The organism is Streptomyces sp. NPDC001532 (assembly GCF_040298625.1).
In the GTDB taxonomy this organism is placed as follows: Bacteria; Actinomycetota; Actinomycetes; order Streptomycetales; family Streptomycetaceae; genus Streptomyces.
Genome location: NZ_JBEPAL010000005.1, coordinates 108544 through 133154, shown reverse-complemented (window position 1 = coordinate 133154; position 24611 = coordinate 108544). Strand labels below are relative to the sequence as shown.

Genomic DNA, 24611 nt, shown 5'->3' with positions numbered 1-24611 from the left:
CTCACCGGCCGGGCAGCGGTACGCCCAGTACCGGCAGCAGCACCGACGGGCCGCCGTTCAGCAGCAGCGGCGGCATGATCGTCAGCGGGTCGAGATATGCGGTGCCGCGGCGCAGGCCCCAGTGCAGGCAGGTCGCCGGGCAGTGGGAGCCGGTCGGTTCGACCGTGCCCAGGACGGCGCCCGCCGCCACCGTGTCCCCCTTCCGCACCACGGCGCGCACCGGCTCGTAGGTCGTCCGCAGGGGTGGTGTGCCCGTACCGGCGAGTTCCACGGAGACCACGCCCCGGCCCGCCACCCGCCCGGCGTAGGAGACACGGCCGGGTGCCACGGCGAGGACCGGGGCGTCCGGGCGGGCCGCCAGATCGACCCCGCGGTGACCCCGCGCGTACGGCGTCGGCGGCGGGTCCCACGGCCGCAGCATCGCGGGGCGGCCCGCCAGCGGCCAGCTGCGGCCGACCACCGGCACCTCGGTGTCCGGGGGCGCCGGGGCGGCCGACGCCGGCCACAGCAGCGCGGCGCACAGGACGGCGCCCGGCAGGACGTACAGCAGATGGGCGTATCGCCGCACCGGGGCGTATCGCTTCGCTCGCATGCGACAACCGTCCCGCGAACCCGCCGATCAAGGCCCCGGCCTGTGGACCGCTCCCCGGTTGTGGACAGCGGCGTCACCCGGCACTCCGCCGGTCCCGTACACTTCTGATGGCGATCCGGGTCACCGGGTCGACTTCGCACGCCCCGACATCGGGAGCCGGCCCAGCCGGTGCCCCGGAGTCAGCGCCCCTCGGTCCTTAGTGGCAACGGCGCGCCGGGGCGTCAGGCGCGGGAGCCGTCCGGCATCCGCGGCACAACCGAGAACCAAGGAGAACACGGCCATGGCCGTCGTCACGATGCGGGAGCTGCTGGAGAGCGGCGTCCACTTCGGTCACCAGACCCGTCGTTGGAACCCGAAGATGAAGCGCTTCATCTTCACGGAGCGCAACGGCATCTACATCATCGACCTGCTCCAGTCGCTGTCGTACATCGACCGCGCCTACGAGTTCGTCAAGGAGACCGTCGCCCACGGCGGCACGGTCATGTTCGTCGGCACGAAGAAGCAGGCGCAGGAGGCCATCGCCGAGCAGGCCACCCGCGTCGGCATGCCCTACGTCAACCAGCGCTGGCTGGGCGGCATGCTCACCAACTTCTCGACCGTCTACAAGCGTCTGCAGCGCCTCAAGGAGCTCGAGCAGATCGACTTCGAGGACGTCGCCGCGTCCGGTCTGACCAAGAAGGAGCTTCTCGTGCTCTCGCGCGAGAAGGCCAAGCTGGAGAAGACCCTCGGTGGTATCCGCGAGATGCAGAAGGTGCCCAGCGCCGTCTGGATCGTGGACACCAAGAAGGAGCACATCGCGGTCGGCGAGGCCCGGAAGCTCAACATCCCGGTCGTCGCCATCCTCGACACCAACTGCGACCCCGACGAGGTCGACTACAAGATCCCGGGCAACGACGACGCGATCCGCTCCGTCACCCTGCTCACCCGTGTGATCGCCGACGCGGTCGCCGAGGGCCTGATGTCCCGCTCCGGCGTGGCCGAGGCCGGCAAGGGTGACAAGGCCGCCGGCGAGCCGCTCGCCGAGTGGGAGCGCGACCTGCTCGAGGGCGAGAAGAAGGCCGAGGAGGCCCCGGCCACCGCCGAGGCGCCCGCCGCCGAGGCTCCGGCCACCGAGGCTCCGGCCGAGGAGGCCCCGGCCACCGAGGCTCCGGCCGCCGAGGGCGAGCAGGCCTGACCGTCAGCGTCAGCCGTTGACGGCGGGAGCGGTACTGCATCCCATCGCGCCTTCGGCGCGGTGAAGTCCGCTCCCGCCGTTCACCCGTAGATCAGCGCAGCGTCTGCGATCCATACCCTGAGTCGTGGACCGTGCAGATCTCCGATCTTCCCGACTTCGAGAAAGATTCACAGACTCATGGCGAACTACACCGCCGCCGACGTCAAGAAGCTCCGCGAGCTCACCGGCGCCGGCATGATGGACTGCAAGAAGGCGCTGGACGAGGCCGAGGGCAACGTCGAGAAGGCCGTCGAGGCGCTGCGTATCAAGGGCCAGAAGGGCGTCGCCAAGCGCGAGGGCCGCTCCGCCGAGAACGGCGCCGTGGTCTCGATCATCGCCGACGACAACTCCTCCGGTGTCCTCGTCGAGCTGAAGTGCGAGACGGACTTCGTCGCCAAGGGTGAGAAGTTCCAGGCCGCGGCTCAGGCCATCGCCGAGCACGTCGCCGCGACCTCCCCGGCCGACCTGGAGGCCCTGCTCGCCTCCGAGATCGAGGCCGGCAAGACCGTCCAGGCGTTCGTGGACGAGGCCAACGCCAACCTGGGCGAGAAGATCGTCCTGGACCGCTTCGCGCAGTTCGCCGACGGCTTCGTGCTTGCCTACATGCACCGCACGATGCCCGACCTGCCCCCGCAGATCGGTGTCCTCGTCGAGCTGGACAAGCCGAACGCCGAGGTCGCCAAGGGCATCGCCCAGCACATCGCCGCCTTCGCGCCGAAGTACCTCTCCAAGGAGGACGTGCCGGCCGAGGTCGTCGAGTCCGAGCGCCGCATCGCCGAGGAGACCACCCGCGCCGAGGGCAAGCCCGAGGCCGCGATCGCCAAGATCGTCGAGGGTCGTGTCAACGGCTTCTTCAAGGACGCCACGCTGCTCGGCCAGCCGTACGCGCTCGACAACAAGAAGTCGGTCCAGAAGGTTCTGGACGAGGCCGGTGTCACCCTGAAGCGCTTCTCGCGCATCAAGGTCGGCATCTGAGTCCGTACCGCAACGGGTACTCGATGCCGATAGGGTCGGGTGCAGTCGTTTGCGTACGCCGCCACGCACACACGTGTGGCGGGCGACAGCAGATCTGACGAGGAGGCCATTGCCGCGCATGGGATGCGAACGACACCCCACCGGCAGTGGCCTTCTTCGTATGTGCAACACGTGAAAGAGGCGGGATCCCCATGACCACCAAGGCCCAGAAGAGCGACGACGGCAAAGTGCCCGGCCGGTTTCTGCTGAAGCTGTCCGGAGAGGCCTTCTCCGGTGGCGGGGGCCTGGGCGTCGACCCCGACGTGGTGCACAAGATCGCCCGCGAGATCGCGGCCGTCGTCCGTGACGGCTCGCAGATCGCGGTCGTCATCGGCGGCGGCAACTTCTTCCGCGGCGCCGAACTCCAGCAGCGCGGCATGGACCGCGCCCGCTCCGACTACATGGGCATGCTCGGCACCGTGATGAACTGCCTCGCCCTCCAGGACTTCCTGGAGAAGGAGGGCATCGACAGCCGGGTCCAGACCGCCATCACCATGGGCCAGGTCGCCGAGCCGTACATCCCGCTGCGCGCCGTGCGCCACCTGGAGAAGGGCCGTGTGGTGATCTTCGGCGCCGGTATGGGCATGCCGTACTTCTCCACCGACACCACCGCCGCCCAGCGCGCCCTGGAGATCGACGCCGAGGCGCTCCTCATGGGCAAGAACGGAGTGGACGGGGTCTACGACTCCGACCCGAAGACCAACCCCGACGCCGTGAAGTTCGACGCGCTCGGCTACGGCGAGGTCATCACGCGCGACCTGAAGGTCGCCGACGCCACGGCCGTCACGCTGTGCCGCGACAACAAGCTGCCGATCCTCGTCTTCGAGCTTCTGGCCGAGGGCAATATCGCTCGGGCCGTCAAGGGTGAGAAGATCGGCACGCTGGTGGGCGACCAGGACAACCGGGACTGACCTGTGGACCACGGCCCCTGACCGGGGGATGGACAATGTCCTGCCGGTCGGGAACCGTGCAGGAAGAAGACGCGACGCAGCCGGCCGCCGACCGCATCAGGGAACCGCAGCCGGGCCTACTCAAGACACGCAGGAGCAAGTGGTGATCGAAGAGACCCTCCTCGAAGCCGAGGAGAAGATGGAGAAGGCCGTCGTGGTCGCCAAGGAGGACTTCGCCGCGATCCGCACCGGCCGTGCGCACCCGGCGATGTTCAACAAGATCGTGGCCGACTACTACGGCGCACCGACGCCGATCAACCAGCTGGCCTCGTTCTCCGTGCCGGAGCCGCGCATGGCGGTGGTGACCCCGTTCGACAAGAGCGCGCTGCGCAACATCGAGCAGGCGATCCGCGACTCCGACCTGGGCGTCAACCCGAGCAACGACGGCAACATCATCCGTGTGGTGTTCCCGGAGCTGACCGAGGAGCGCCGCCGCGAGTACATCAAGGTCGCCAAGGGCAAGGGCGAGGACGCCAAGATCTCGATCCGCTCGGTGCGCCGCAAGTCCAAGGACGCCATCGACAAGCTGATCAAGGACGGCGAGATCGGCGAGGACGAGGGCCGGCGTGCGGAGAAGGAGCTCGACGACACCACCGCGAAGTACGTCGCCCAGGTGGACGAGCTCCTGAAGCACAAGGAAGCCGAACTGCTCGAGGTCTGATGAACGACTCTTCCTGGGGGGCGCCGCAGACCGGGTACTGGGGGCCGTCCGACCAGGGACCTGTCCAGGGGGCCACCCCGGCGGGTCCCGCGTACGATGCGCTTGACGCGCAGCAGACTCGGCCCATGCCCATCGTGCCCGGCGTATCCGCAGACGGCGGAAACCAGGATGACGACCGGGGGGCCGCTCGGCTGAGCGGTCCCTTGTTCCACGACCAGACGTTCCCCGACGAGACGTACCGCGACCAGTCGTTCCGCGACCAGCAGCCGTACGGCCGGACGCCCGGCGAGACGTACGGCGACGCGGCGTACCGCGACGGCACGTACCACGACGGTGCGTACCGCGACGGCACGTCCCGCGACGAGAGCACGGCGGCGCGGCCCCACGGGGCGGCTCCGCAGAATCCGGAGCCCATGCACGACGCCCCGCAGCCGGTCCCCGCGCCGCAGAAGAAGAGCGCGGGCCGGGACCTCGGTGCCGCGATAGGGGTCGGCGTCGGGCTCGGCGCGGTGATCATCGCTTCGCTCTTCGTCGTCAAGGCCGTGTTCGTCGGAGTCGTCGCGGTCGCCGTGGTGGTCGGGCTGTGGGAGCTGACCAAGCGGCTGGAGGAGCGCAAGGGCATCCGGGCGCCGCTGGTGCCGCTCGCGGTCGGCGGCGCGGCGATGGTGGTCGCCGGATACGTCCGGGGCGCCGAGGGCGCGTGGGTGGCGATGGCGCTCACCGCGCTGGCGGTACTGGTCTGGCGGATGACGGAACCGCCGGAGGGCTACCTGAAGGACGTCACGGCCGGTGTCTTCGCCGCGTTCTACGTGCCGTTCCTGGCCACGTTCGTCGCGATGCTGCTGACGGCCGACGACGGGCCCTACCGGGTGCTGACGTTCCTGCTGCTGACCGTCGTCAGCGACACCGGCGCGTACGCCGTCGGCTGGCGGTTCGGCAAGCACAAGCTGGCCCCGCGGATCAGCCCCGGCAAGACCCGCGAGGGCCTGCTCGGAGCGGTCGCGTTCGCCATGGTGGTGGGCGCGCTGTGCATGCAGTACCTGGTCGACGACGGCACCTGGTGGCAGGGACTGCTGCTCGGTCTCGCGGTCGCGGCCAGCGCCACGCTCGGCGACCTCGGCGAGTCCATGATCAAGCGCGATCTCGGCATCAAGGACATGGGCACCTTGCTCCCGGGCCACGGCGGCATCATGGACCGACTGGACTCCCTGCTGCCGACGGCGCCGGTGGTGTGGCTGCTGCTGGTGATCTTCGTAGGCAGCGGCTGACCGGCGGCACCGACAGACCCGAGGAGCCCTCGCCTCTCCATGGCGGGGGCTCTTTCCGTCCCGGCTTCCGCCCGCTCCCGGGCCCCCTGACGTGCCGGGCGACCAAGATCTGTACGCGGCGATCACCACCTGCGATCATGCTCACAGGGGCGCAGGCCACGAGTCTGCACGAGTGTGGGGGTAGGACCTTGCGTAGCTTGATCATCAGCCTTGTGCTGATCATCGCCGTCTTCGCGCTGGCGCTGGTGGCGCTCGGCAGCGGCATGGGAGGGGTGGAGATCGGCATCTGGGTCTTCGCACAGCTCGCCGCGATCGCCTTCGTGATCCTCCGGTACGTGCGCCAGAGGCGCCTCGGCTAGCGGGGCTGTGCCGGCTGTCACCGACGGTTTCGTGGCCGGCGGCAGCCGCCAGGTCCACCCAAATGGATCTGCGACACTGGTAGCACCATGCCCAAGCCCGGAGAACTCACTTTCGTCGCGCCGCGCGGAGCTCAGAAGCCGCCGCGGCATCTTGCCGATCTCTCGCCCGCCGAGCGGAAGGCCGCGGTCGCCGAGATCGGGGAGAAGCCGTTTCGCGCCAAGCAGCTTTCGCAGCACTACTTCGCGCGGTACGCGCACGACCCGGAGCAGTGGACCGACATTCCCGCCGGGTCGCGTGACCGGCTGCGCGAGGCGCTGTTCCCTGAGCTGATGACCGTCGTACGGCATCTGTCGACCGACCAGGGCGACACCCGCAAGACGCTGTGGCGGCTGTTCGACGGGACGCTGGTGGAGTCGGTGCTCATGCGCTACCCGGACCGGGTGACCATGTGCATCAGCTCGCAGGCCGGGTGCGGGATGAACTGCCCGTTCTGCGCGACGGGGCAGGCCGGTCTGGACCGGAATCTGTCGACCGCCGAGATCGTGCACCAGATCGTGGACGGTATGCGGGCGCTGCGCGACGGTGAGGTGCCCGGCGGGCCCGCGCGGCTGTCGAACATCGTGTTCATGGGGATGGGCGAGCCGCTGGCCAACTACAAGCGGGTCGTCGGCGCCATCCGGGCGCTCACCGACCCCGCTCCGGACGGGCTCGGGCTGTCGCAGCGCGGTATCACCGTGTCGACGGTGGGCCTGGTCCCGGCGATCCACCGGTTCGCCGACGAGGGCTTCAAGTGCCGGCTCGCGATCTCGCTGCACGCGCCCGACGACGAGCTGCGCGACACCCTCGTCCCGGTCAACACGCGCTGGAAGGTGCGGGAGGTCCTGGACGCCGGGTTCGACTACGTGGAGAAGTCCGGCCGCCGGCTGTCCATCGAGTACGCGCTGATCCGGGACATCAACGACCAGGCCTGGCGCGGTGACCGCCTCGGGCGGCTGCTCAAGGGCAAGCCCGTGCATGTCAACCTCATCCCGCTGAACCCGACGCCCGGGTCGAAGTGGACGGCCTCCCGCCCGGAGGACGAGAAGGCGTTCGTGGAGGCCATCGCCGCGCACGGTGTGCCGGTGACGATCCGGGACACCCGTGGTCAGGAGATCGACGGGGCGTGTGGTCAGCTCGCCGCCACCGAGCGGTAGTCTGACCGCCGTAAGCACGGCAACCACATCTTCATATTCCGACAGGGGAGCGCCACAGCGCTGAGAGTGCGGCATCGGGCCGCAGACCCTCCGAACCTGGCCCAGGTCATTCTGGGTAGGGAGATCGGTCATCACTCTGGCTGTTGCGCCCTGCCCGGGACTCCTCGAAGTCCCGGGCAGGGCCGCGTCTCTTCCTGGTCACCCAGGAGGAATTCAGTGAGCATCACCAGCAAGCGGTTCGCGGCCGTGGTCGTGGGCCTCGGCATGGTCGGCCTGTCCGCGTGCGGATCGTCCGACACGGACCAGGCGTCCGGCGGCGGCTCCAAGACCGTCACGCTCGTCAGCCACAACTCGTGGGCCGTCTCGAAGGACGTTCTCGCCGCCTTCGAGAAGGAGTCCGGGTACCAGGTCAAGGTCCTGGAGGACGGCGACGCCGGCCAGGCCGTCAACAAGGCGATCCTGACCAAGGACAACCCGCAGGGCGACGTGTTCTTCGGCGTCGACAACACCCTGCTGTCCCGCGCCCTGGACAACGGCCTGTTCCAGTCGTACGAGGCGAAGGGCTCCGACCTGATCCTTCCCGAGTACCGCGTCGACCAGGAGAAGCACCGGGTCACGCCGGTCGACACCGGCGACATCTGCGTCAACTACGACAAGGCGTACTTCAGCGAGCACAAGCTGACCCCGCCCGAATCCCTCGATGACCTGATCGAGCCGCAGTACAAGGACCTGCTGGTCACCGAGAACGCGTCCACCTCCTCGCCGGGCCTCGGCTTCCTGCTCGGCACCGCCGCGAAGTACGGCGACGAGGGCTGGCAGGACTACTGGAAGAAGCTGAAGGCCAACGGTGTGAAGGTGGTCGACGGCTGGGAGCAGGCCTACAACGAGGAGTTCTCCGGCTCCGCCGGGGGCCGCAAGGCCGGCGCCGACCGGCCGCTCGTGGTGTCGTACGCCTCCTCGCCGCCCGCCGAGGTGATCTACGCCGACCCCAGGCCCGAGACCGCGCCGACCGGCGTCGCCACCGGCACCTGCTTCCGCCAGGTCGAGTACGCCGGCCTGCTGAGCAACGCGAAGAACCCCGAGGGCGGCAAGGCCCTCCTGGACTTCCTGCTCACCAAGAAGTTCCAGGACGACATGCCGCTGAACATGTTCGTCTACCCGGTGCGGGAGGGCGCCCAGGTGCCCGAGGAGTTCGTGAAGTACGGCCCGCAGGCGAAGGACCCCCAGACCATGGACCCGGCGAAGATCGCCGACAACCGAGACGACTGGGTCAAGTCGTGGACCTCGCTCGTACTGAAGTAGCCCCCCGCAAGGGCGGCGCGAAGGGCGCGGCGGCGCGGCTCGGGCTCATGGCCCTGCCCGTCGCGTTCTTCGCCGTCTTCTTCGCCTACCCCGTCGCCGCGATCGTCGCCCGCGGTCTGAACGTCGACGGGGCCTGGCGGCTCGGACGGCTGGGGGACGTGCTCGCGCAGCCGGACATCCGGCACGTGCTGTGGTTCACCACCTGGCAGGCGCTCGCCTCCACCGCCCTCACCCTGCTGCTGGCGCTGCCCGCCGCCTATGTCTTCGCCCGGCTCGCCTTCCCTGGCAAGCAGCTGCTGCGCGCGGTGGTGACGGTGCCGTTCGTGCTGCCCACGGTCGTGGTCGGGACGGCGTTCCTGGCGCTGCTCGGGCGCGGCGGGCTGCTGGACGAGCTGTGGGGCGTACGGCTGGACACCACGGTGTGGGCGATCCTGCTCGCGCACGTCTTCTTCAACTACGCCGTCGTCGTCCGCACGGTCGGCGGGCTGTGGGCGCAGCTGGACCCACGGCAGACAGAGGCCGCGCGGATGCTCGGCGCCTCGCCGCTGCGGGCCTGGCGGCAGGTCACCCTGCCGGCGCTCGGGCCCGCCGTGGCCGCCGCCGCGCTGATGGTGTTCCTGTTCACCTTCACCTCCTTCGGTGTGGTGCAGATCCTCGGCGGGCCGGCGTTCTCCACCCTCGAAGTGGAGATCTACCGGCAGACCTCGGAGATATTCGACCTGTCCACGGCCGCGGTGCTCACCCTGGTGCAGTTCGCCGCGGTGGGCGCGATCCTCGCGGTGCACGCCTGGACCGTGCGGCGGCGGGAGAGCGCGCTGCGGCTGGTGGACGCGGCCGTCACCGCGCGCCGGCCGCGCGGGGCCGGGCAGTGGGCCCTGCTGGCCGGGGTGCTCGCGACCGTCGTGGTCCTGGTGCTGCTGCCGCTGGCCGTGTTGGTGCAGCGGTCCCTGGACGCTCCCGGCTTCGCCTACTACAAGGCGCTGACCGGCGCCGACGGCGGCACCTTCCTGGTCCCGCCGATCGAGGCGGTCGGCAACTCGCTGGAGTACGCCCTCGCCGCCACCGCCATCGCCGTACTGATCGGTGGCCTCGCCGCCGCGGCCCTCACCCGGCGCGACGCCGGCCGGTTCGTGCGCGGGTTCGACGCGCTGCTGATGCTGCCGCTCGGCGTCTCCGCGGTGACCGTCGGCTTCGGCTTCCTGATCGCGCTCGACGAGCCGCCGCTGAACCTGCGGGCCACGTGGATCCTGGTGCCGCTGGCGCAGGCGCTGGTCGGGGTGCCCTTCGTGGTGCGGACCATGCTGCCCGTGCTGCGCGCCGTCGACGTACGGCTGCGGGAGGCCGCGGCGGTGCTCGGGGCGTCGCCGTGGCGGGTGTGGCGGGAGGTCGATCTGCCGATGGTGCGGCGGGCGCTGCTGGTCGCGGCCGGGTTCGCGTTCGCGGTGTCGCTCGGCGAGTTCGGGGCGACGGTGTTCATCGCCCGGCCCGACAACCCCACCCTGCCGGTCGCCGTGGCCCGGCTGCTGGGGCGGCCCGGCGACCTCAACTACGGGCAGGCGATGGCTCTGTCGACGATTCTGATGGTGGTGTGCGCGGTGGCGCTGCTGGTGCTGGAGCGGCTGCGGACCGACCGGACCGGGGAGTTCTAGATGCCGACCGAGTTGCTGGGCCTGGAGAACGCCACCGTGCGGTTCGGCGGGCGGGCCGTGCTGGACGCCGTCGACCTGGGCGTCGCCGAGCACGAGGTGGTGTGTGTGCTCGGGCCGAGCGGCAGCGGGAAGTCCACGCTGCTGCGGGCGGTGGCCGGGCTCCAGCCGCTGGACGCCGGGCGGGTGCTGCTCGACGGGCGTGACCAGGCGGGCGTGCCCGCGCACAAGCGGGGCGTCGGCCTGATGTTCCAGGACCATCAGCTGTTCCCGCAGCGGGACGTCGCCGGGAACGTGGCCTTCGGGCCGCGGATGCACGGCCTGTCCCGGGGCCGGCAGGCCGAGCGGGTCGAGGAGCTGCTGGAGCTGGTCGGACTGCCCGGGGCCGGGCGGCGGGCGGTGGCCGCGCTCTCCGGCGGCGAGCAGCAGCGGGTCGCGCTGGCCCGCGCGCTCGCGCCGAGGCCGCGGCTGCTGATGCTGGACGAGCCGCTCGGCCAGCTCGACCGTTCGCTGCGGGAGCGGCTGGTGGTGGAGCTGCGGGAGCTGTTCGGCCGGCTGGGCACGACCGTGCTCGCCGTCACCCACGACCAGGGCGAGGCGTTCGCGCTGGCCGACCGGGTCGTGGTGATGCGGGACGGGCGGATCGCCCAGTCCGGGACGCCGCTGGAGGTGTGGCAGCGGCCGGCGGACGCGTTCGTGGCCCGCTTCCTCGGCTTCGACAACGTGGTCGACGCCACCGTCGCCGGAGAGGCCGCCGCCACTCCGTGGGGCAAGCTGCCGGTGCCGGAGGGCTCCGCGCAGGGCGCGCGCACGCTGCTGGTCCGGCCCGCTGGCGTGCGTCTGGTCGCCGCCGACGAGGGACTGCGCTGCACGGTCGCCGGGCGCACCTTCAGGGGCACCCATGTCGCCGTGCACCTCCAGCCCGAGGACGCCCCGCGCCTGGAGGCCGCGTGCGCGCTGCGGGCGGCGCCGGAGGTGGGGGACGCGGTGGGCGTGGAGTTCGACGCGGCCGAGATCGTGGTGCTCGACTGATCACGCCGGTCGTGGGGTGCGCGTCATGAGCCGACTCGCACACGACCGCTACTGTGCCGAAACGGACCACCAGGTACGCCGGTTGAGGTCGGTGGTGACCTCCGGCGCCGATCTCTCCGCCACCGTGCCGACCTGCCCGCACCGGTCGCTGGAGCTGCTGGTGCGCACGCGGGCCGCGGAGCACGTCGACCGGGCGGAGCAAGTCGACCGGAGCGAGGTCCCGGGCGGCGCCGGACCGCAGGCCACCGGCGACGCGGCCGCGCTGGACGCCTGCCGCGCCGAGAGCGCGGAGGCGGTCGTCGCCGCGCTGCGCCGCGCTGCGCCGCGCTGCGCCGCGCTGCGCCGCGCCGCGCTGCGCTGCGCTGCGCGAGGCCGGGCCGGACGCCGGGGTGTGGGGCTGGGCCGGGATTCCGGACGCCGGGTTCCGGGCCCGCCGTACGACCCACGAGATCACCGTCCACCGTGCCGACGCGGCGCTCGCCGCCGGGCTGCCCTACGAGGTGGCGCCCGAGGTGGCGGCCGACGCCGTGGACGAGTGGCTGGAGATCGTGCGGTTCGTGCAGCGGTCGGCGCGGGACGAGGCGGCGGCCGAACCGCGCGGGCCGGGCCGTGGCATCCACCTGCACGCCACCGACGCCGGGCCGGGGCTGAACGCCGGGTGGCTGATCGAGCGGCGCGGAGCTCGAGGTGCTGGGGGAACTGGGGGAGCGGGAGCTGCTGGAGTTCTGGCTCCAGCGGGCGACGTTCGGCTGAACCGCCGGTTCACGGCGGACGGCCCGCCCCCCTCGGTCGTGCGGGGGACGGGCCGGGTGTGCGGTCGGTGATCAGCGGTCGCTGCGGCGGGTGATCAGCGGTCGCTGTTCGCTCCGCGGCGGCGCAGGCCGAAGAAGACCGCGCCACCGCCGACGACGACCAGGACGGCCGCGATGCCGGCGATGAGACCGGTGTTGGAGCCGGCGCCGGTCTCGGCGAGGTTGGACTCCCCGGCCGCGGGCGACGGCGCGTTGCTCGCCGTGTCCGCGGGCGCGGTGCTGCCCTCGGGGGCGGACGGGGTCGGGGTGGCGGACTCGGCCGGGGCCGACGGGGTCGGCGTGGCCGGCGGGGTGTCCGAGGGCGTCTCGGACGGGGTCGGCGTCGGGGTCGGCGTCTCGTCGCCGGGCTTGCAGGGGGTGGACGGGGTGGTCAGGTTCGGCTTGATGTCCTCGTCGACCTGGTTCCCGGCCTTGACGTGGATGCGGTAGGTGGCGTTCGGCTTCCAGTCCTCCTCGAAGGTGATCGTGACACCTTCGCGGGAGCCCTTGACGTCCTGGGTGCCGACCAGGCGCTCGTCGGCCCCGTTGTTCTCCAGGTAGACCGTCACGGTCGCCGGGACGCCCGAGGGGTCCTTGTCGGTGACCGTGATGACGCCCTTGCCGCCGGCGCACTCGGCGGCGGCGGAGAACTCACTGATGTCGCAGGCGAGGGCGGTGCCGGCGACACCGAGCGCGAGCGCGGCGGAAGCGGAGGCGACACCGAGCACACGCACGGAACGCGCAACGTTACGACGGGTTATGGACACGTTTGTCCTTACGGGATATACGCATGAGGGGGGTTGGCGGGGTGACGGGGTGCCGCCGGCACGCGGCGGCTGTCCCGGCACTCCCAAGAGGCTCACAGGTTTATAAGCGCTCCATAAGAAGTGTCAATGCATATGCCCGGCACGGGGGTTGGCTTTGCCCGCTCATTAACCGCCGAGACGTTTCAACGCCGCCGGGGCCTCCTCGATCCGGTCGACCAGGGCGATCCGGGCCGCCATCGGACGCTCCCGCGCCAGCGCCTGCAGCAGCGGCCAGGCCGGCAGCCGTTCCGTCCAGTGCTCGCGGTCCACCAGGACCATCGGGGTCGGCTCGCCCCGCGACTCGTAGTAGTTCGGGGTCGCGTTGTCGAAGATCTCCTGGACGGTGCCGGCGGCGCCCGGCAGGAACACCACACCGGCGGTGCAGCGGGCTAGCAGGCCGTCCTCGCGAGTGGCGTTGGAGAAGTACTTGGCGAGGTGCGCGGCGAAGGCGTTCGGCGGCTCATGGCCGTAGAACCAGGTCGGGATGCCGACCGAGGGGCCGCCGCCGGGCCAGTTGCCGCGCACCTCGAAGGCGGCCCGTGCCCAGTCGGTGACGGACGGGACGAACGAGGGCGCCTTGGCGAGCAGTCGGAGTGCCTCGGTGAGCATGCCGTTCTCGAACGGGGCCGCGTACGCGCCGAGGTTGGCCGCCTCCATCGCGCCGGGACCGCCGCCGGTGGCGACGGTGAGGCCGGAGCGGGCCAGTTCCCGGCCGAGGCGGGCCGCGCCGGCGTAGGCGTCGGTGCCGCGCGCCATCGCGTGGCCGCCCATGACGCCCACCACCCGCGCGCCGACGAGGAGTTCGTCGAGGGCGTCGGAGACGGAGTCGTCGTGGACGGCGCGCAGCATGGACGCGAAGATGTCGCCGTCGGCCCGGGTCCGCTGGAACCAGGCGTAGGACCGGGCGTCAGGGGTGGCCTCGTAGCCGTCGGCGAGCCCGTCGAACAGCTCGTCCGGGGTGTAGACGAAGCCCCGGTACGGGTCGAAGGGCAGTCCCGGTACGGGCGGGAAGGCCAGCGCTCCGGCGGCCCGCACCCGGGCGGCCGCCTCGGGGTCCATCGGGCAGCCGAGGAAGACGGCGCCCGTGACGTCGACGGTGAGCAGGACGTCCGTGCGGTCCGTCAGATCGACGGCCTGGACGCGGAAGTGAGCGAGCGTCCGCTGCTGGGAGACGACCTCGTCGAACTCGGCGAGGGACTCGATCTCCCGGTCGTGGGAGGCGTGGTTCGGCTGCTCCGGCCGGGCGGGTGTCTGATGCACCCGCCCATGCTAGGCAGCCGGGCCGACGGCCTGTCAGCCCTCGATCGCCGCCGGGTCCATCCAGGCGACCTCGAAGGTGTGGCCGTCGAGGTCGTCGAAGGCGCGGCCGTACATGAAGCCGAGGTCCTGGGTCTCACCGCTGGCCGAGCCGCCCGCCGCGATCGCCTTGTCCACCAGTTCGTCGACCTTCTCGCGGCTCTCCGCGCTCAGCGCGATCAGGACCTCGCTGGTCCGGGTGGCGTCCGCGATCTCCTTCTTGGTGAACTGCGCGTACTTCTCCTTGCTGAGCAGCATCACGATGATGGTGTCGCTGATCACCACACTGGCCGTGGACTCGTCGCTGAACTGCTCGTTGATCGAATAGCCGAGCTCCGTGAAGAACGTCCGCGAGGCGTCGACGTCGCCGACGGGCAGGTTCACGAAGATCATCTGCTGGTACATGGGGGGCCTCTCCCTCGGGTCGCGCGGTGCTCTGTGTGCCGTTCGTGGGGGTAGACCGGGCGGCCGTCGAGAACTCATCGCGGTACGGGGATTTTCCTCGGACGAGTTCCCGGCGGCCCGTTCGCGGTCTCAGCGGGCCAGCGGCTGGGCCGCCAGCGCGGCGACGATCAGGGTCAGCGGGCCGAACACCGCCAGCAGCGCACCCGCGCGCAGGGCGGCCGCGCCGCGCAGCACGGTCGCCGGGGCACCCAGGCGGACCAGGGCGGCGGTGGTGTCGGCGCGGGACTGCCGCGCCTCCACGGCGGAGGTGAGGAGGGTCGCGGTGGCGCAGCCCGCGACCAGGACCGCGCCCAGGGTGGTCAGTGGGCCGAGGGCGGCCGGGTCCTGGAGGGTGGCCAGCGCGTACCCGGCGGAGGCGACGGCGCAGACCACGCCGAGGGGGCGGCCGATGCGCGCGGACTCCTCCATCAGGGCCCGGCCCGCGAGCAGCCGCAGGGCGCTGGGGCGCACCGCCTGGAGGAGCCGGCCGCACAGATGGGTGAGGCCGGGGCCGGCCAGCGCGAGGCCCACGGCGGTCAGCGCCCAGCCGAGGAGGACGCCCACGGGACCGGTGGCCAGACCGCTGGGCACGGTCAGCTCGGCAGGGGTGGTGGTGCGGCCGGCCCAGGCCTCCGTGGCGAGGCCGGCGGCGACGGTGGCGATGCCCCAGGGCAGGGCGGCGGCGGGGCCCGCGGCCGGGGGCTCGGGCCGGGCCGGGGGTGCGTCGGCGAGGTCGGTCGCGGTGTGCGGCGCCGGGGCGGCGGTCCGCTCACCCGTGGTCCGGCTGCTTGCGGCCTGCTCGCCCGCGGTGCGGTCGGTCGCGGCCCGGCCTCCTGGGGCCTGCTCGCCCGCGGTTCGGTCGCCCGTCGTCCGGTCGCCCGCCGTCCGGCCGAGGCGCGCCCCGAACCTCCCGTACGCCCCGAACGTCTCCTGGGCCCCCGTCCCGCCGCCGTACGCGCCGAAGCGGCCGAAGCGGCGCAGCTGGCCGGCGGTCGCGGGGCGGGGGTCGCGGGGGCGGAGCACCAGGGCGACGGACAGGGACGCGGTCGCGGGGACCAGGGCCAGCAGGGTGAGGGCCGCCGGGAGCGGCAGGGGCTGGTCCGCGGCCAGGAAGTCGGCCGCCGCGCCGTCGAAGGGCATGCCGGTGAGGTCGCCGCGCAGATGCAGGAAGACGAGGAGGGCCAGCATGGAGCCGAGTGTGGTGGCGAGGGCCGTGGTCACCGCCGAGACGGCCATCAGCCGGGCCGGGCCCAGGCCGATGGCCGACAGGCCGGGGCGCGGGCCGGCGGCCGGGTCGGTGCGGGCCACCGCGACGGCGAAGTGCGCGGTCGCGGCGAGCGGCGCCGCGCACCAGGCGAGGCGGAGCAGCAGGGCGCCGGCCGGGTCACCGGGGTGGCCGAGCGCGTAACCGAGGGCGGACAGCAGCAGGAAACCCGTGCCCGCCGAGGCCGCCGAGAGCAGCAGGCGGCGCAGCTGGACGGCCGGGTGGGCGCTGCGGGTCAGGCGGAGAGCGAGCACGCGGCCCGGCCTTCCGTCTCGGGCGCCGGCGGCAGATGGACGGTGTGCACCCGCCGTCCGTCCAGCAGCGAGACCGTGCGGTCGGCCAGCGCCGCCGTCTCCGCGTCGTGGGTGGCGAGGACCACGGTGATGCCGTGCGAGCGGGCCGCCGTGGTGAGCGTGCGCAGCACGTGGCCCCGGTCGGCGCGGTGCAGGGGGGCCGTCGGCTCGTCGGCGAACAGGACCGTCGGCGCGGGTGCGAGGGCGCGGGCGATGCAGGCGCGCTGCCGTTCCGCCTGGCGCAGTTCGGCGGGGCGTCTGCGGGCCTTGTCGCCGATGTCGAGGCGTTCCAGCCACTCCAGGGCGGCGACCTTGGCGCGTCGGCGGGTGCTGCCGCGCAGCATCAGCGGCAGCGCGGCGTTCTCCCAGACGTTCAGCTCGGGGACGAGTGAGGGGGTCGGGTCGATCCAGCCGAACCGGTCCCGGCGCAGCCGCTCCCGGGTGAGGGGGCCCATGGTGTGCACGGGGACGCTGTTGAACCAGACCTCGCCGCGCCGCACCGGCAGCAGTCCGGACAGGCAGCCCAGCAGGGTGCTCTTGCCGCTGCCGCGCGGGCCGGTGACGGCCAGGATCTCGCCCTCCCGGACGCCGAGCGAGACCCCGCTGAGCGCCGGTGAGCCGTCCTGGTGCGTGAAGTGCAGCGACCGTGCCCACAGCACGTCGTTGTCCGGCGGGGCCTCCATGGGCGTACACCTCGGTTCAGATCCGTAGTTCCCGTGCCTGTTCCCCCGTGCGGGGGAACGAAGGCGGGGCCGATCGGTCACTGGCACGCTAGGCAGCTCGGGGCGGGAGCCCGGACAGCACGCGGCCCCGGGCGCCCGTTTCTCACTCGAACGGGCGGCACCGGGGCCGTGGTTGATCATCCTTGCGGAAGATCGGCGCGTCAGCTGATCACAGCTTCGTCCACGCCTCCGTGAGGGTGGCGCGCAGGATCTGCTCGATCTCGTCGAAGGTCTCCTGGGTGGAGATCAGCGGCGGGGCGAGCTGGACGACCGGGTCGCCGCGGTCGTCGGCACGGCAGTACAGGCCGTTGTCGAAGAGCGCCTTCGACAGGAAGCCGTACAGGACGCGCTCGGTCTCCTCCTCGTTGAAGGACTCGCGGGTGTGCTTGTCCTTCACCAGCTCGATGCCGTAGAAGAAGCCGTTGCCGCGGACGTCGCCGACGATCGGCAGGTCGTGCAGCTTCTGGAGGGTCTGCAGGAAGGCGCCCTCGTTGTCGAGGACGTGCTGGTTCAGCTTCTCCTTCTCGAAGATGTCGAGGTTGGCGAGGCCGACGGCCGCGGAGACCGGGTGGCCGCCGAAGGTGTAGCCGTGCAGGAAGGTGTTGTCGCCCTTGTAGAACGGCTCGGCGAGCCGGTCGGAGACGATGCAGGCGCCGATCGGGGAGTAGCCCGAGGTCATGCCCTTCGCGCAGGTGATCATGTCCGGTACGTAGCCGAACTTGTCGCAGGCGAAGGTGGTGCCGAGGCGGCCGAAGGCGCAGATGACCTCGTCGGAGACGAGCAGCACGTCGTACTGGTCGCAGATCTCGCGGACCCGCTGGAAGTAGCCGGGCGGCGGCGGGAAGCAGCCACCGGCGTTCTGCACCGGCTCCAGGAAGACGGCGGCGACGGTGTCCGGGCCCTCGAAGAGGATCTGCTGCTCGATCTGGTCGGCCGCCCAGCGGCCGAAGGCCTCGGGGTCGTCGCCGTGGATCGGGGCGCGGTAGATGTTGGTGTTCGGCACCTTGTGCGCGCCGGGCACCAGCGGCTCGAAGGGGGCCTTCAGGCCCGGCAGGCCGGTGATGGACAGGGCGCCCTGCGGGGTGCCGTGGTAGGCGACCGCGCGGGAGATGACCTTGTACTTGGTGGGCTTGCCGACCAGCTTGAAGTACTGCTTGGCGAGCTTCCAGGCGGTCTCGACCGCCTCGCCGCCGCCGGTGGTGAAGAAGACCTTGTTGAGGTCGCCCGGGGCCTCGTGGGCGAGGCGCTCGGCCAGCTCGACGGCCTTCGGGTGGGCGTAGGACCACACCGGGAAGAAGGCCAGCTCGCTCGCCTGCTTGGCGGCCGTCTCGGCGAGTTCCGTGCGGCCGTGACCGGCCTGGACCACGAACAGGCCCGCGAGACCGTCGAGGTAGCGCTTGCCCTTGTCGTCGAAGATGTAGGTGCCCTCACCGCGGACGATGGTCGGGACGGGGGCGTTCTCGTACGACGACATGCGGGTGAAGTGCATCCACAGGTGGTCGTACGCGGATCGGCTGAGGTCCTTGGTGCTCACGGTTATCGGGTCCTCACGGTTATCGGGTTCCCCACATGTAGGTCTGCTTCTTGAGCTTCAGGTAGACGAAGCTCTCGGTGGAGCGCACGCCCGGCAGGGCCCGGATGCGCTTGTTGATGACGCCCAGCAGGTGGTCGTCGTCCTCGCAGACGATCTCCGCGAGGATGTCGAACGAGCCCGCGGTCATCACCACGTACTCCACCTCCGACATGTCAGTCAGCGCGTCGGCGATGGACTCCACATCACCCTCGACGTTGATCCCGACCATCGCCTGCCGGCGGAAGCCCACGGTGAGCGGGTCCGTGACGGCGACGATCTGCATCACGCCCTGGTCGAGCAGCTTCTGGACGCGCTGGCGCACGGCGGCCTCGGACAGGCCGACCGCCTTGCCGATGGCGGCGTACGGCCGGCGGCCGTCCTCCTGGAGCTGCTCGATGATGGCGAGGGAGACGGCATCCAACTGGGGGGTGCCGTTCCTGGACTCGCGGGAGTCCCTCTGGTCTGCGCTTCGACTGGCCACGACCTCACTGTGCACGAGGACTCGACAGTTTCGCAAGGCGGGATTGATGAAATCCGTTGTTTACGAGTTTGAAGCTTGCGGATTTCGCAGATCTGAGCGGTTGGGGGGTGTTGAAACCGTGGGTCGAGCGACTAGGGTGGGCATCTCAAGGAATGGACACCGACAGGAGGGCCGGCAGTGACCACCGAACTGCGTCGCCTGCGCAACTACATCGACGGAGAGTTCCGGGACGCCGCCGACGGACGGACCACCGACGTGGTGAACCCCGCCACCGGCGAGGCGTACGCCACCGCACCGCTGTCCGGGCAGGCCGACGTCGACGCCGCCATGGCGGCCGCCGAGGCCGCGTTCCCCGCGTGGCGGGACACCACCCCGGCCGAGCGGCAGAAGGCCCTTCTGAAGATCGCGGACGCGTTCGAGGAGCGCGCCGAGGAGCTGATCGCCGCCGAGGTGGAGAACACGGGCAAGCCCATCGGGCTGACCCGCACCGAGGAGATCCCGCCGATGGTGGACCAGATCCGCTTCTTCGCGGGCGCCGCGCGGATGCTGGAGGGCCGCTCCGCCGGTGAGTACATGGACGGGATGACCTCGATCATCCGCCGCGAGCCGGTCGGCGTCTGCGCCCAGGTCGCGCCCTGGAACTACCCGATGATGATGGCCGTGTGGAAGTTCGCCCCGGCCATCGCCGCGGGCAACACCGTCGTCCTCAAGCCGTCGGACACCACCCCGGCCTCCACCGTGCTGATCGCCGACATCATCGGCTCGATCCTGCCCAAGGGCGTCTTCAACGTCATCTGCGGCGACCGCGAGACCGGCCGCGCGATGGTCGAGCACCCGGTCCCGGCGATGGCCTCCATCACCGGCTCGGTGCGCGCCGGCATGTCCGTCGCCGAGTCCGCGGCCAAGGACGTCAAGCGCGTCCACCTGGAGCTGGGCGGCAAGGCGCCGGTCGTCGTCTTCGAGGACACCGACATCGCCAAGGCGGTCGAGGACATCTCCGTGGCCGGCTTCTTCAACGCCGGGCAGGACTGTACGGCCGCGACCCGCATCCTGGTCCAGGAGTCCATCCACGACGAGTTCGTCGCCGCGCTCGCCAAGGCCGCGGCCGAGACCAAGACGGGCCAGCCGGACGACGAGGACGTGCTCTTCGGCCCGCTGAACAACCCCAACCAGCTCAAGCAGGTCGCCGGCTTCATCGAGCGCCTCCCCGCGCACGCCAAGGTCGAGGCGGGCGGCCAGCAGGTCGGCGACAAGGGCTACTTCTACGCGCCGACCGTGGTCTCCGGCCTCAAGCAGGACGACGAGATCGTCCAGAACGAGGTCTTCGGCCCGGTCATCACCGTCCAGTCCTTCACCGACGAGGACCAGGCGGTCCAGTGGGCCAACGGCGTCGAGTACGCCCTCGCCTCCTCGGTGTGGACCAAGGACCACGGCCGTGCGATGCGCATGTCCAAGAAGCTCGACTTCGGCTGTGTGTGGATCAACACCCACATCCCGCTGGTCGCCGAGATGCCGCACGGCGGCTTCAAGAAGTCCGGCTACGGCAAGGACCTGTCGGGCTACGGCTTCGAGGACTACACCCGCATCAAGCACGTCATGACGTCCCTGGACGCGTGAACCCCGCGCGAACGGTGAACCCGTGACTCGTGGCCCCGGACGGAGGACGGACCGTCCGGGGCCGCGTCATGTCCGGGGCGGCGTCATGTCAGGGGCCGGGTCGTCTCCGGGGCACTTTGCGTCCGGGAGTGGTCGTCTCCGGGGTCACGTCGCGTCCGGGAGTGGTCGTCTCCTCGGCCGATCGGGTCTCGCGGCCGGAGTCAAGGGTGTCGGATGTGTCCGTTCCCGCTCGACGCCTCGTCGATCGTCCCCGTGCGGCCGGGCCCGGCATCCTTCCCGGGTGCCCCCCCGGAGACCTCGTACCCCTACCGCCGTTCCCTGCTGCGCGCCCTCGCCGCCGCCGCCCTCACCGGCCTTCCCGACCTGGCCCGGCACAAGGCGAACCCGAGCGGCTGATCGACCACTACGACGCCCCCGAGGCCGCCGCCGAGCCGGCCGCCTGGGTGAACTACGTCTGCCCCGTCCCGGCCGCCCGGGACGTGCCGGCCTCCGCCAAGGGCCGCGAGACGGCCGCGCCGGCGGAGGACCCGCTGATCTTCCCGGACTCGGCGATGCGCGAGCGGCCGGCGCTCGCGCGGGACATCACGTCGCAGGAGCGGGCGGAGTTCGGGAAGCGGTGGAACGTGATCGCCCGCTTGAGAGGTGATCGCCCGCTTGAGAGGTGATCGCCGGGCTGTGACGTGATCGCCGGGCTGTGAGGGGCGCGGTTGCTCAGTGGCCGTGCGGGGTCTCCTCCTCGTGGCCCCCCTGCTCGCGGGTCTCCTCCGGCTGCGGTGCGGCCGGGGTGGCAGCCCGCTCGCCCGCGTGGACGGTGAAGGCGGCGGTGCGGACCTCGCCGTCCGCCTTGAAGTCGAGGAACAGGCGGTAGGCGCCCTCGCTGGGTGCGGTGGCGGAGAAGGCGACCTCGGGGCCGGAGGTGCCGGTGCCGTGGGCCTCCTCGTGCGGGTGGACGTGCAGGTAGGCGAGGTCGCCGGAGCGCAGGGCGACGAGGTGGCCGTAGGCGCCGAGGTAGGGCTGGAGACCGGTGACCGGCCGGCCGTCGCGGCGGACGGTGAAGGTGAGGTCGCTCTCGCCGCCGGCCCGGAGGGTGCCGTCGAGGGTGACCGTGTAGCCGTCCACGGTGGCCGTCGCGGCGGCGGCGGGCAGGGCGTCCGGCGTGTAGGCGCCGGAGACCGCGAGGTCGGCGCCGAGAGTCAGGCCCTCGCGCTCCGCGGCCGGGGTGAAGTCGGCGAGGACGCGGTAGCCGCCGGCTTCCGGGAGGTCGGCGGTGGTGGTCCAGGTGCCGTCGGCGGACCGGGTCGGGTGCAGGTGGCGGTAGGCCGTCAGGTCGCGTGAGGCGACGATCAGGTGCAGCTCCTTCTCGTGCTCGCGCCGGTACTCGGTCACCGGCCGGCCCTCGGCGTCGCGGACGACGAAGCGCAAAGTGCTCGGTTCGTCCGCCCGCAGGCGCGGGGTGCGCAGGTCCAGGGTGTAGCCGCGCTCGGAGATCTGGAGGCCGCCCGGCGAGGTGTCCGCGGGCGCGGGAGTGGAGTGGGCGGCCGACTCGTGGCCGCCGCTGTCGGTGGAGACCGGGGAGACGACGCTGCCGATCCCGTAGGCGGCGGCGAAGGACACGGCCAGGGCGGCGCCGAAGGCACCGATCTTGTGGAGGGGACGCATCTCTGACTCCTGACGGCTCTTGCGACTCTTGATCTGGGTACCCGGAGGGGGTATATATGTGAGCACCTTATACCCCCTGGGGGTATCAAGTGAAGAGGCGGGCCGAGAGCCGGCGCACCGGAAGCCCAGGAGGACCGATGATCACCACCACCCCCGCAGCCACCGAGGTCGAACTCGCCATCGGCGGGATGACCTGCGCCTCCTGCGCGGCACGCATCGAGAAGAAGCTCAACCGCATGGACGGCGTGACCGCCACCGTCAACTACGCGACGGAGAAGGCGAAGGTGACCTACGAGGAGAACGTGACCGTCCCCGACCTGATCGCCACCGTCGAGGCCACCGGATACACCGCCCGGGAACCCGCGCCCCCGCTCGCCGCCCCGGAACCGGTGCCCGAGACCGACGAGCTGAAGCCGCTGCGCGAACGGCTCGTCACCGCCGTCGTCCTGTCCGTCCCGGTGATCGCCATGGCCATGGTGCCCGCGCTCCAGTTCACGTACTGGCAGTGGCTGTCCCTGGCCCTCGCCGCACCCGTCGTCACCTACGCCGCCTGGCCCTTCCACCGCGCCGCCTGGACCAACGCCCGGCACGGCGCCGCCACCATGGACACCCTGATCTCGGTCGGCACCTCGGCGGCGTTCCTGTGGTCGCTGTGGGCGCTCTTCCTCGGCACCGCGGGCACCCCCGGCATGACCCACCCCTTCGAGCTGACCATCGCCCGCGGCGACGGCGCCGGGAACATCTACCTGGAGGCCGCCGCCGGCGTCACCGCGTTCATCCTGGCCGGCCGCTACTTCGAGGCCCGCTCCAAGCGCAAGGCGGGCGCCGCGCTGCGGGCGCTGATGGAACTGGGCGCCAAGGACGTCACCGTGCTGCGCGACGGCGCCGAAGTGCGCCTGCCCGTCGCGCAGCTCAAGAGCGGCGACCGCTTCCTCGTCCGCCCCGGCGAGAAGATCGCCACCGACGGCACGGTCGTCGAGGGCACCTCCGCCGTGGACGCCTCGATGCTGACCGGCGAGTCCGTCCCCGTCGAGGTCGGGGCCGGCGACAGCGTCACCGGCGCCACCGTCAACGCGGGCGGCCGGCTAGTCGTAGAGGCCACCCGCATCGGCGCCGACACCCAGCTCGCCCGGATGGCCCGCCTGGTCGAGGACGCGCAGAACGGCAAGGCCGCGGCCCAGCGGCTCGCCGACCGCATCTCCGGAGTCTTCGTCCCGGTCGTCATCGCGCTCGCCCTCGGCACCCTCGGCTTCTGGCTCGGCAACGGCGCCGGACTGACCGCCGCCTTCACCGCCGCCGTCGCCGTCCTGATCATCGCCTGCCCCTGCGCCCTCGGGCTCGCCACGCCGACCGCGCTGCTGGTCGGCACCGGCCGCGGCGCCCAGCTCGGCATCCTCATCAAGGGCCCCGAGGTGCTGGAGTCCACCCGCCGCGTCGACACCGTCGTCCTCGACAAGACCGGCACCGTCACCACCGGCCGCATGACCCTGCTCGCCGCGCACGCCGCCGACGGCACCGACACCCAGGACGTGCTGCGGCTGGCCGGAGCCCTGGAGAACGCCTCCGAGCACCCCGTCGCCCGGGCCGTCGCGGCCGCGGCCGCCGAGCGGACCGGCACGCTGCCGGTCCCGGAGGACTTCGCCAACGTCCCGGGACTCGGCGTGCAGGGCGTCGTCGAGGGCCACGCCGTCCTCGTCGGCCGCCGGAAGCTGCTGGCGGAATGGGCGATCTCCCTGCCGGCGGACCTGGAGCGCGCCAGGGCCGAGGCGGAGGCGGCCGGCCGGACCGCCATCGCGGTCGCCTGGGACGGCGAGACCCGGGCCGTCCTGGAGGTCGCCGACGCGGTCAAGGACACCAGCGCGGAGGCGGTCGCCCGGCTGCGCGCCCTCGGACTGCGGCCGGTGCTGCTCACCGGCGACAACCGGGCCGTCGCCGAGGCGGTGGCCGCGGAGGTCGGCATCGACGAGGTGATCGCCGAGGTGCTGCCCGAGGACAAGGTCGCGGTCGTCGAGCGGCTCCAGGCGGAGGGCCGTACGGTCGCCATGGTCGGCGACGGCGTCAACGACGCGGCCGCCCTCGCCCAGGCCGACCTGGGACTCGCCATGGGCACCGGGACCGACGCGGCGATCGAGGCCGGCGATATCACCCTGGTCCGCGGCGACCTGCGCGCCGCCGCCGACGCGATCCGCCTCTCCCGCCGGACCCTCGGCACCATCAGGTCCAACCTGTTCTGGGCCTTCGCCTACAACGTGGCCGCGCTGCCGCTGGCCGCGGCGGGCCTGCTGAACCCGATGATCGCGGGCGCGGCGATGGCCTTCTCCTCGGTGTTCGTGGTCGGCAACTCGCTGCGGCTACGCGGGTTCAAGGCCGCGGGCTGACGCGGGCGCAGGGGGCGGCCTCCCAGGACGCCGCCCCTTTCCCCGTGCTCCCCGGC

At 71.8% G+C, this 24611-nt stretch carries 22 protein-coding genes, 1 pseudogene and 1 riboswitch; of the genes and pseudogenes, 14 read left to right on the top strand and 9 right to left on the bottom strand.

What is annotated here, in order from left to right; genetic code table 11:
- Nucleotide 1: 1 nt before the first annotated feature.
- Nucleotides 2–592, bottom strand: coding sequence for a murein hydrolase activator EnvC family protein (locus ABT232_RS07395; RefSeq protein ID WP_351837175.1), 591 nt, complete (start codon nucleotides 590–592; stop codon nucleotides 2–4).
- A 280-nt stretch (nucleotides 593–872) separates the two neighbouring features.
- Between ABT232_RS07395 and rpsB the strand changes: the two genes are divergently transcribed.
- The 11 genes from rpsB to ABT232_RS07340 all read left to right on the top strand — a co-directional run bounded on the left by rpsB (nucleotide 873) and on the right by ABT232_RS07340 (nucleotide 12055).
- Complete coding sequence (gene rpsB, locus ABT232_RS07390) at nucleotides 873–1766, top strand: 30S ribosomal protein S2 (protein WP_351837172.1); 894 nt, start codon at nucleotides 873–875, stop codon at nucleotides 1764–1766.
- A 177-nt stretch (nucleotides 1767–1943) separates the two neighbouring features.
- Entirely contained in the window at nucleotides 1944–2780 is an 837-nt protein-coding gene (gene tsf, locus ABT232_RS07385; RefSeq protein WP_351837169.1) for a translation elongation factor Ts, read from the top strand.
- 191 nt (nucleotides 2781–2971) lie between these two features.
- Nucleotides 2972–3730 (top strand): UMP kinase, encoded by a 759-nt coding sequence (pyrH, locus tag ABT232_RS07380; RefSeq protein WP_351837166.1) that lies wholly within the window; start codon nucleotides 2972–2974, stop codon nucleotides 3728–3730.
- 142 nt (nucleotides 3731–3872) lie between these two features.
- Entirely contained in the window at nucleotides 3873–4430 is a 558-nt protein-coding gene (gene frr / locus ABT232_RS07375; RefSeq protein ID WP_351837165.1) for a ribosome recycling factor, read from the top strand.
- Complete coding sequence (locus ABT232_RS07370; protein WP_351837163.1) at nucleotides 4430–5698, top strand: phosphatidate cytidylyltransferase; 1269 nt, start codon at nucleotides 4430–4432, stop codon at nucleotides 5696–5698. The genes frr and ABT232_RS07370 overlap by 1 nt, the downstream gene beginning before the upstream one ends.
- A 197-nt stretch (nucleotides 5699–5895) precedes the next feature.
- Nucleotides 5896–6057 (top strand): hypothetical protein, encoded by a 162-nt coding sequence (locus tag ABT232_RS07365; RefSeq protein WP_351837160.1) that lies wholly within the window; start codon nucleotides 5896–5898, stop codon nucleotides 6055–6057.
- A gap of 87 nt (nucleotides 6058–6144) precedes the next feature.
- Nucleotides 6145–7251, top strand: coding sequence for a dual-specificity RNA methyltransferase RlmN (gene rlmN / locus ABT232_RS07360; protein ID WP_351837158.1), 1107 nt, complete (start codon nucleotides 6145–6147; stop codon nucleotides 7249–7251).
- Nucleotides 7252–7284: 33 nt separating this feature from the next.
- A riboswitch (TPP riboswitch) is annotated at nucleotides 7285–7391 on the top strand.
- Nucleotides 7392–7515: 124 nt separating this feature from the next.
- Complete coding sequence (locus tag ABT232_RS07355; RefSeq protein WP_450871632.1) at nucleotides 7516–8553, top strand: thiamine ABC transporter substrate-binding protein; 1038 nt, start codon at nucleotides 7516–7518, stop codon at nucleotides 8551–8553.
- Entirely contained in the window at nucleotides 8529–10202 is a 1674-nt protein-coding gene (locus ABT232_RS07350) for an ABC transporter permease (RefSeq protein ID WP_351837152.1), read from the top strand. The genes ABT232_RS07355 and ABT232_RS07350 overlap by 25 nt, the downstream gene beginning before the upstream one ends.
- Nucleotides 10203–11231, top strand: coding sequence for an ABC transporter ATP-binding protein (locus tag ABT232_RS07345; RefSeq protein ID WP_351837149.1), 1029 nt, complete (start codon nucleotides 10203–10205; stop codon nucleotides 11229–11231).
- Between the two features lie 110 nt (nucleotides 11232–11341).
- Nucleotides 11342–12055, top strand: a complete 714-nt coding sequence (locus tag ABT232_RS07340) for a maleylpyruvate isomerase N-terminal domain-containing protein (RefSeq protein WP_351837428.1) — start codon at nucleotides 11342–11344, stop codon at nucleotides 12053–12055.
- A 23-nt stretch (nucleotides 12056–12078) separates the two neighbouring features.
- On the opposite strand, the gene ABT232_RS07335 is transcribed toward ABT232_RS07340, so the two are convergent.
- The 7 genes from ABT232_RS07335 to ABT232_RS07305 all read right to left on the bottom strand — a co-directional run bounded on the left by ABT232_RS07335 (nucleotide 12079) and on the right by ABT232_RS07305 (nucleotide 18916).
- Entirely contained in the window at nucleotides 12079–12789 is a 711-nt protein-coding gene (locus ABT232_RS07335) for an LAETG motif-containing sortase-dependent surface protein (RefSeq protein WP_351837146.1), read from the bottom strand.
- 165 nt (nucleotides 12790–12954) lie between these two features.
- Nucleotides 12955–14088, bottom strand: a complete 1134-nt coding sequence (locus tag ABT232_RS07330) for an LOG family protein (RefSeq protein WP_351837143.1) — start codon at nucleotides 14086–14088, stop codon at nucleotides 12955–12957.
- A gap of 33 nt (nucleotides 14089–14121) precedes the next feature.
- Complete coding sequence (locus ABT232_RS07325) at nucleotides 14122–14529, bottom strand: VOC family protein (protein ID WP_351837140.1); 408 nt, start codon at nucleotides 14527–14529, stop codon at nucleotides 14122–14124.
- Nucleotides 14530–14658: 129 nt separating this feature from the next.
- Nucleotides 14659–16086, bottom strand: coding sequence for a hypothetical protein (locus tag ABT232_RS07320; RefSeq protein WP_351837137.1), 1428 nt, complete (start codon nucleotides 16084–16086; stop codon nucleotides 14659–14661).
- Nucleotides 16068–16808 carry an ABC transporter ATP-binding protein gene (locus ABT232_RS07315; protein ID WP_351837134.1) on the bottom strand — a complete coding sequence of 247 codons (741 nt, stop codon included), beginning with the start codon at nucleotides 16806–16808 and terminating at the stop codon, nucleotides 16068–16070. The genes ABT232_RS07320 and ABT232_RS07315 overlap by 19 nt, the downstream gene beginning before the upstream one ends.
- 208 nt (nucleotides 16809–17016) lie before the next feature.
- Nucleotides 17017–18381 (bottom strand): aspartate aminotransferase family protein, encoded by a 1365-nt coding sequence (locus tag ABT232_RS07310; RefSeq protein WP_351837131.1) that lies wholly within the window; start codon nucleotides 18379–18381, stop codon nucleotides 17017–17019.
- Nucleotides 18382–18400: 19 nt separating this feature from the next.
- Nucleotides 18401–18916 (bottom strand): Lrp/AsnC family transcriptional regulator, encoded by a 516-nt coding sequence (locus tag ABT232_RS07305; RefSeq protein ID WP_351837128.1) that lies wholly within the window; start codon nucleotides 18914–18916, stop codon nucleotides 18401–18403.
- A 162-nt stretch (nucleotides 18917–19078) separates the two neighbouring features.
- Here ABT232_RS07305 and ABT232_RS07300 point away from each other — a divergent pair, with 162 nt between their 5' ends.
- Together ABT232_RS07300 and ABT232_RS07295 are read left to right on the top strand one after the other, a co-directional pair.
- The gene (locus tag ABT232_RS07300; protein WP_351837127.1) at nucleotides 19079–20518 is read left to right on the top strand and encodes a gamma-aminobutyraldehyde dehydrogenase; all 1440 of its coding nucleotides are present in this window, start codon (nucleotides 19079–19081) and stop codon (nucleotides 20516–20518) included.
- Between the two features lie 354 nt (nucleotides 20519–20872).
- A pseudogene (locus ABT232_RS07295) lies at nucleotides 20873–21183 on the top strand (spermidine/putrescine ABC transporter substrate-binding protein); the annotation flags it as partial.
- A 46-nt stretch (nucleotides 21184–21229) separates the two neighbouring features.
- On the opposite strand, the gene ABT232_RS07290 reads toward ABT232_RS07295, so the two are convergent.
- Nucleotides 21230–22177, bottom strand: coding sequence for a DUF8832 domain-containing protein (locus ABT232_RS07290; protein WP_351837124.1), 948 nt, complete (start codon nucleotides 22175–22177; stop codon nucleotides 21230–21232).
- A 137-nt stretch (nucleotides 22178–22314) separates the two neighbouring features.
- Between ABT232_RS07290 and ABT232_RS07285 the strand changes: the two genes are divergently transcribed.
- On the top strand, nucleotides 22315–24555 hold the full coding sequence (locus ABT232_RS07285; protein ID WP_351837122.1) for a heavy metal translocating P-type ATPase: 2241 nt from the start codon (nucleotides 22315–22317) through the stop codon (nucleotides 24553–24555).
- The last annotated feature ends 56 nt before the right edge of the window (nucleotides 24556–24611 follow it).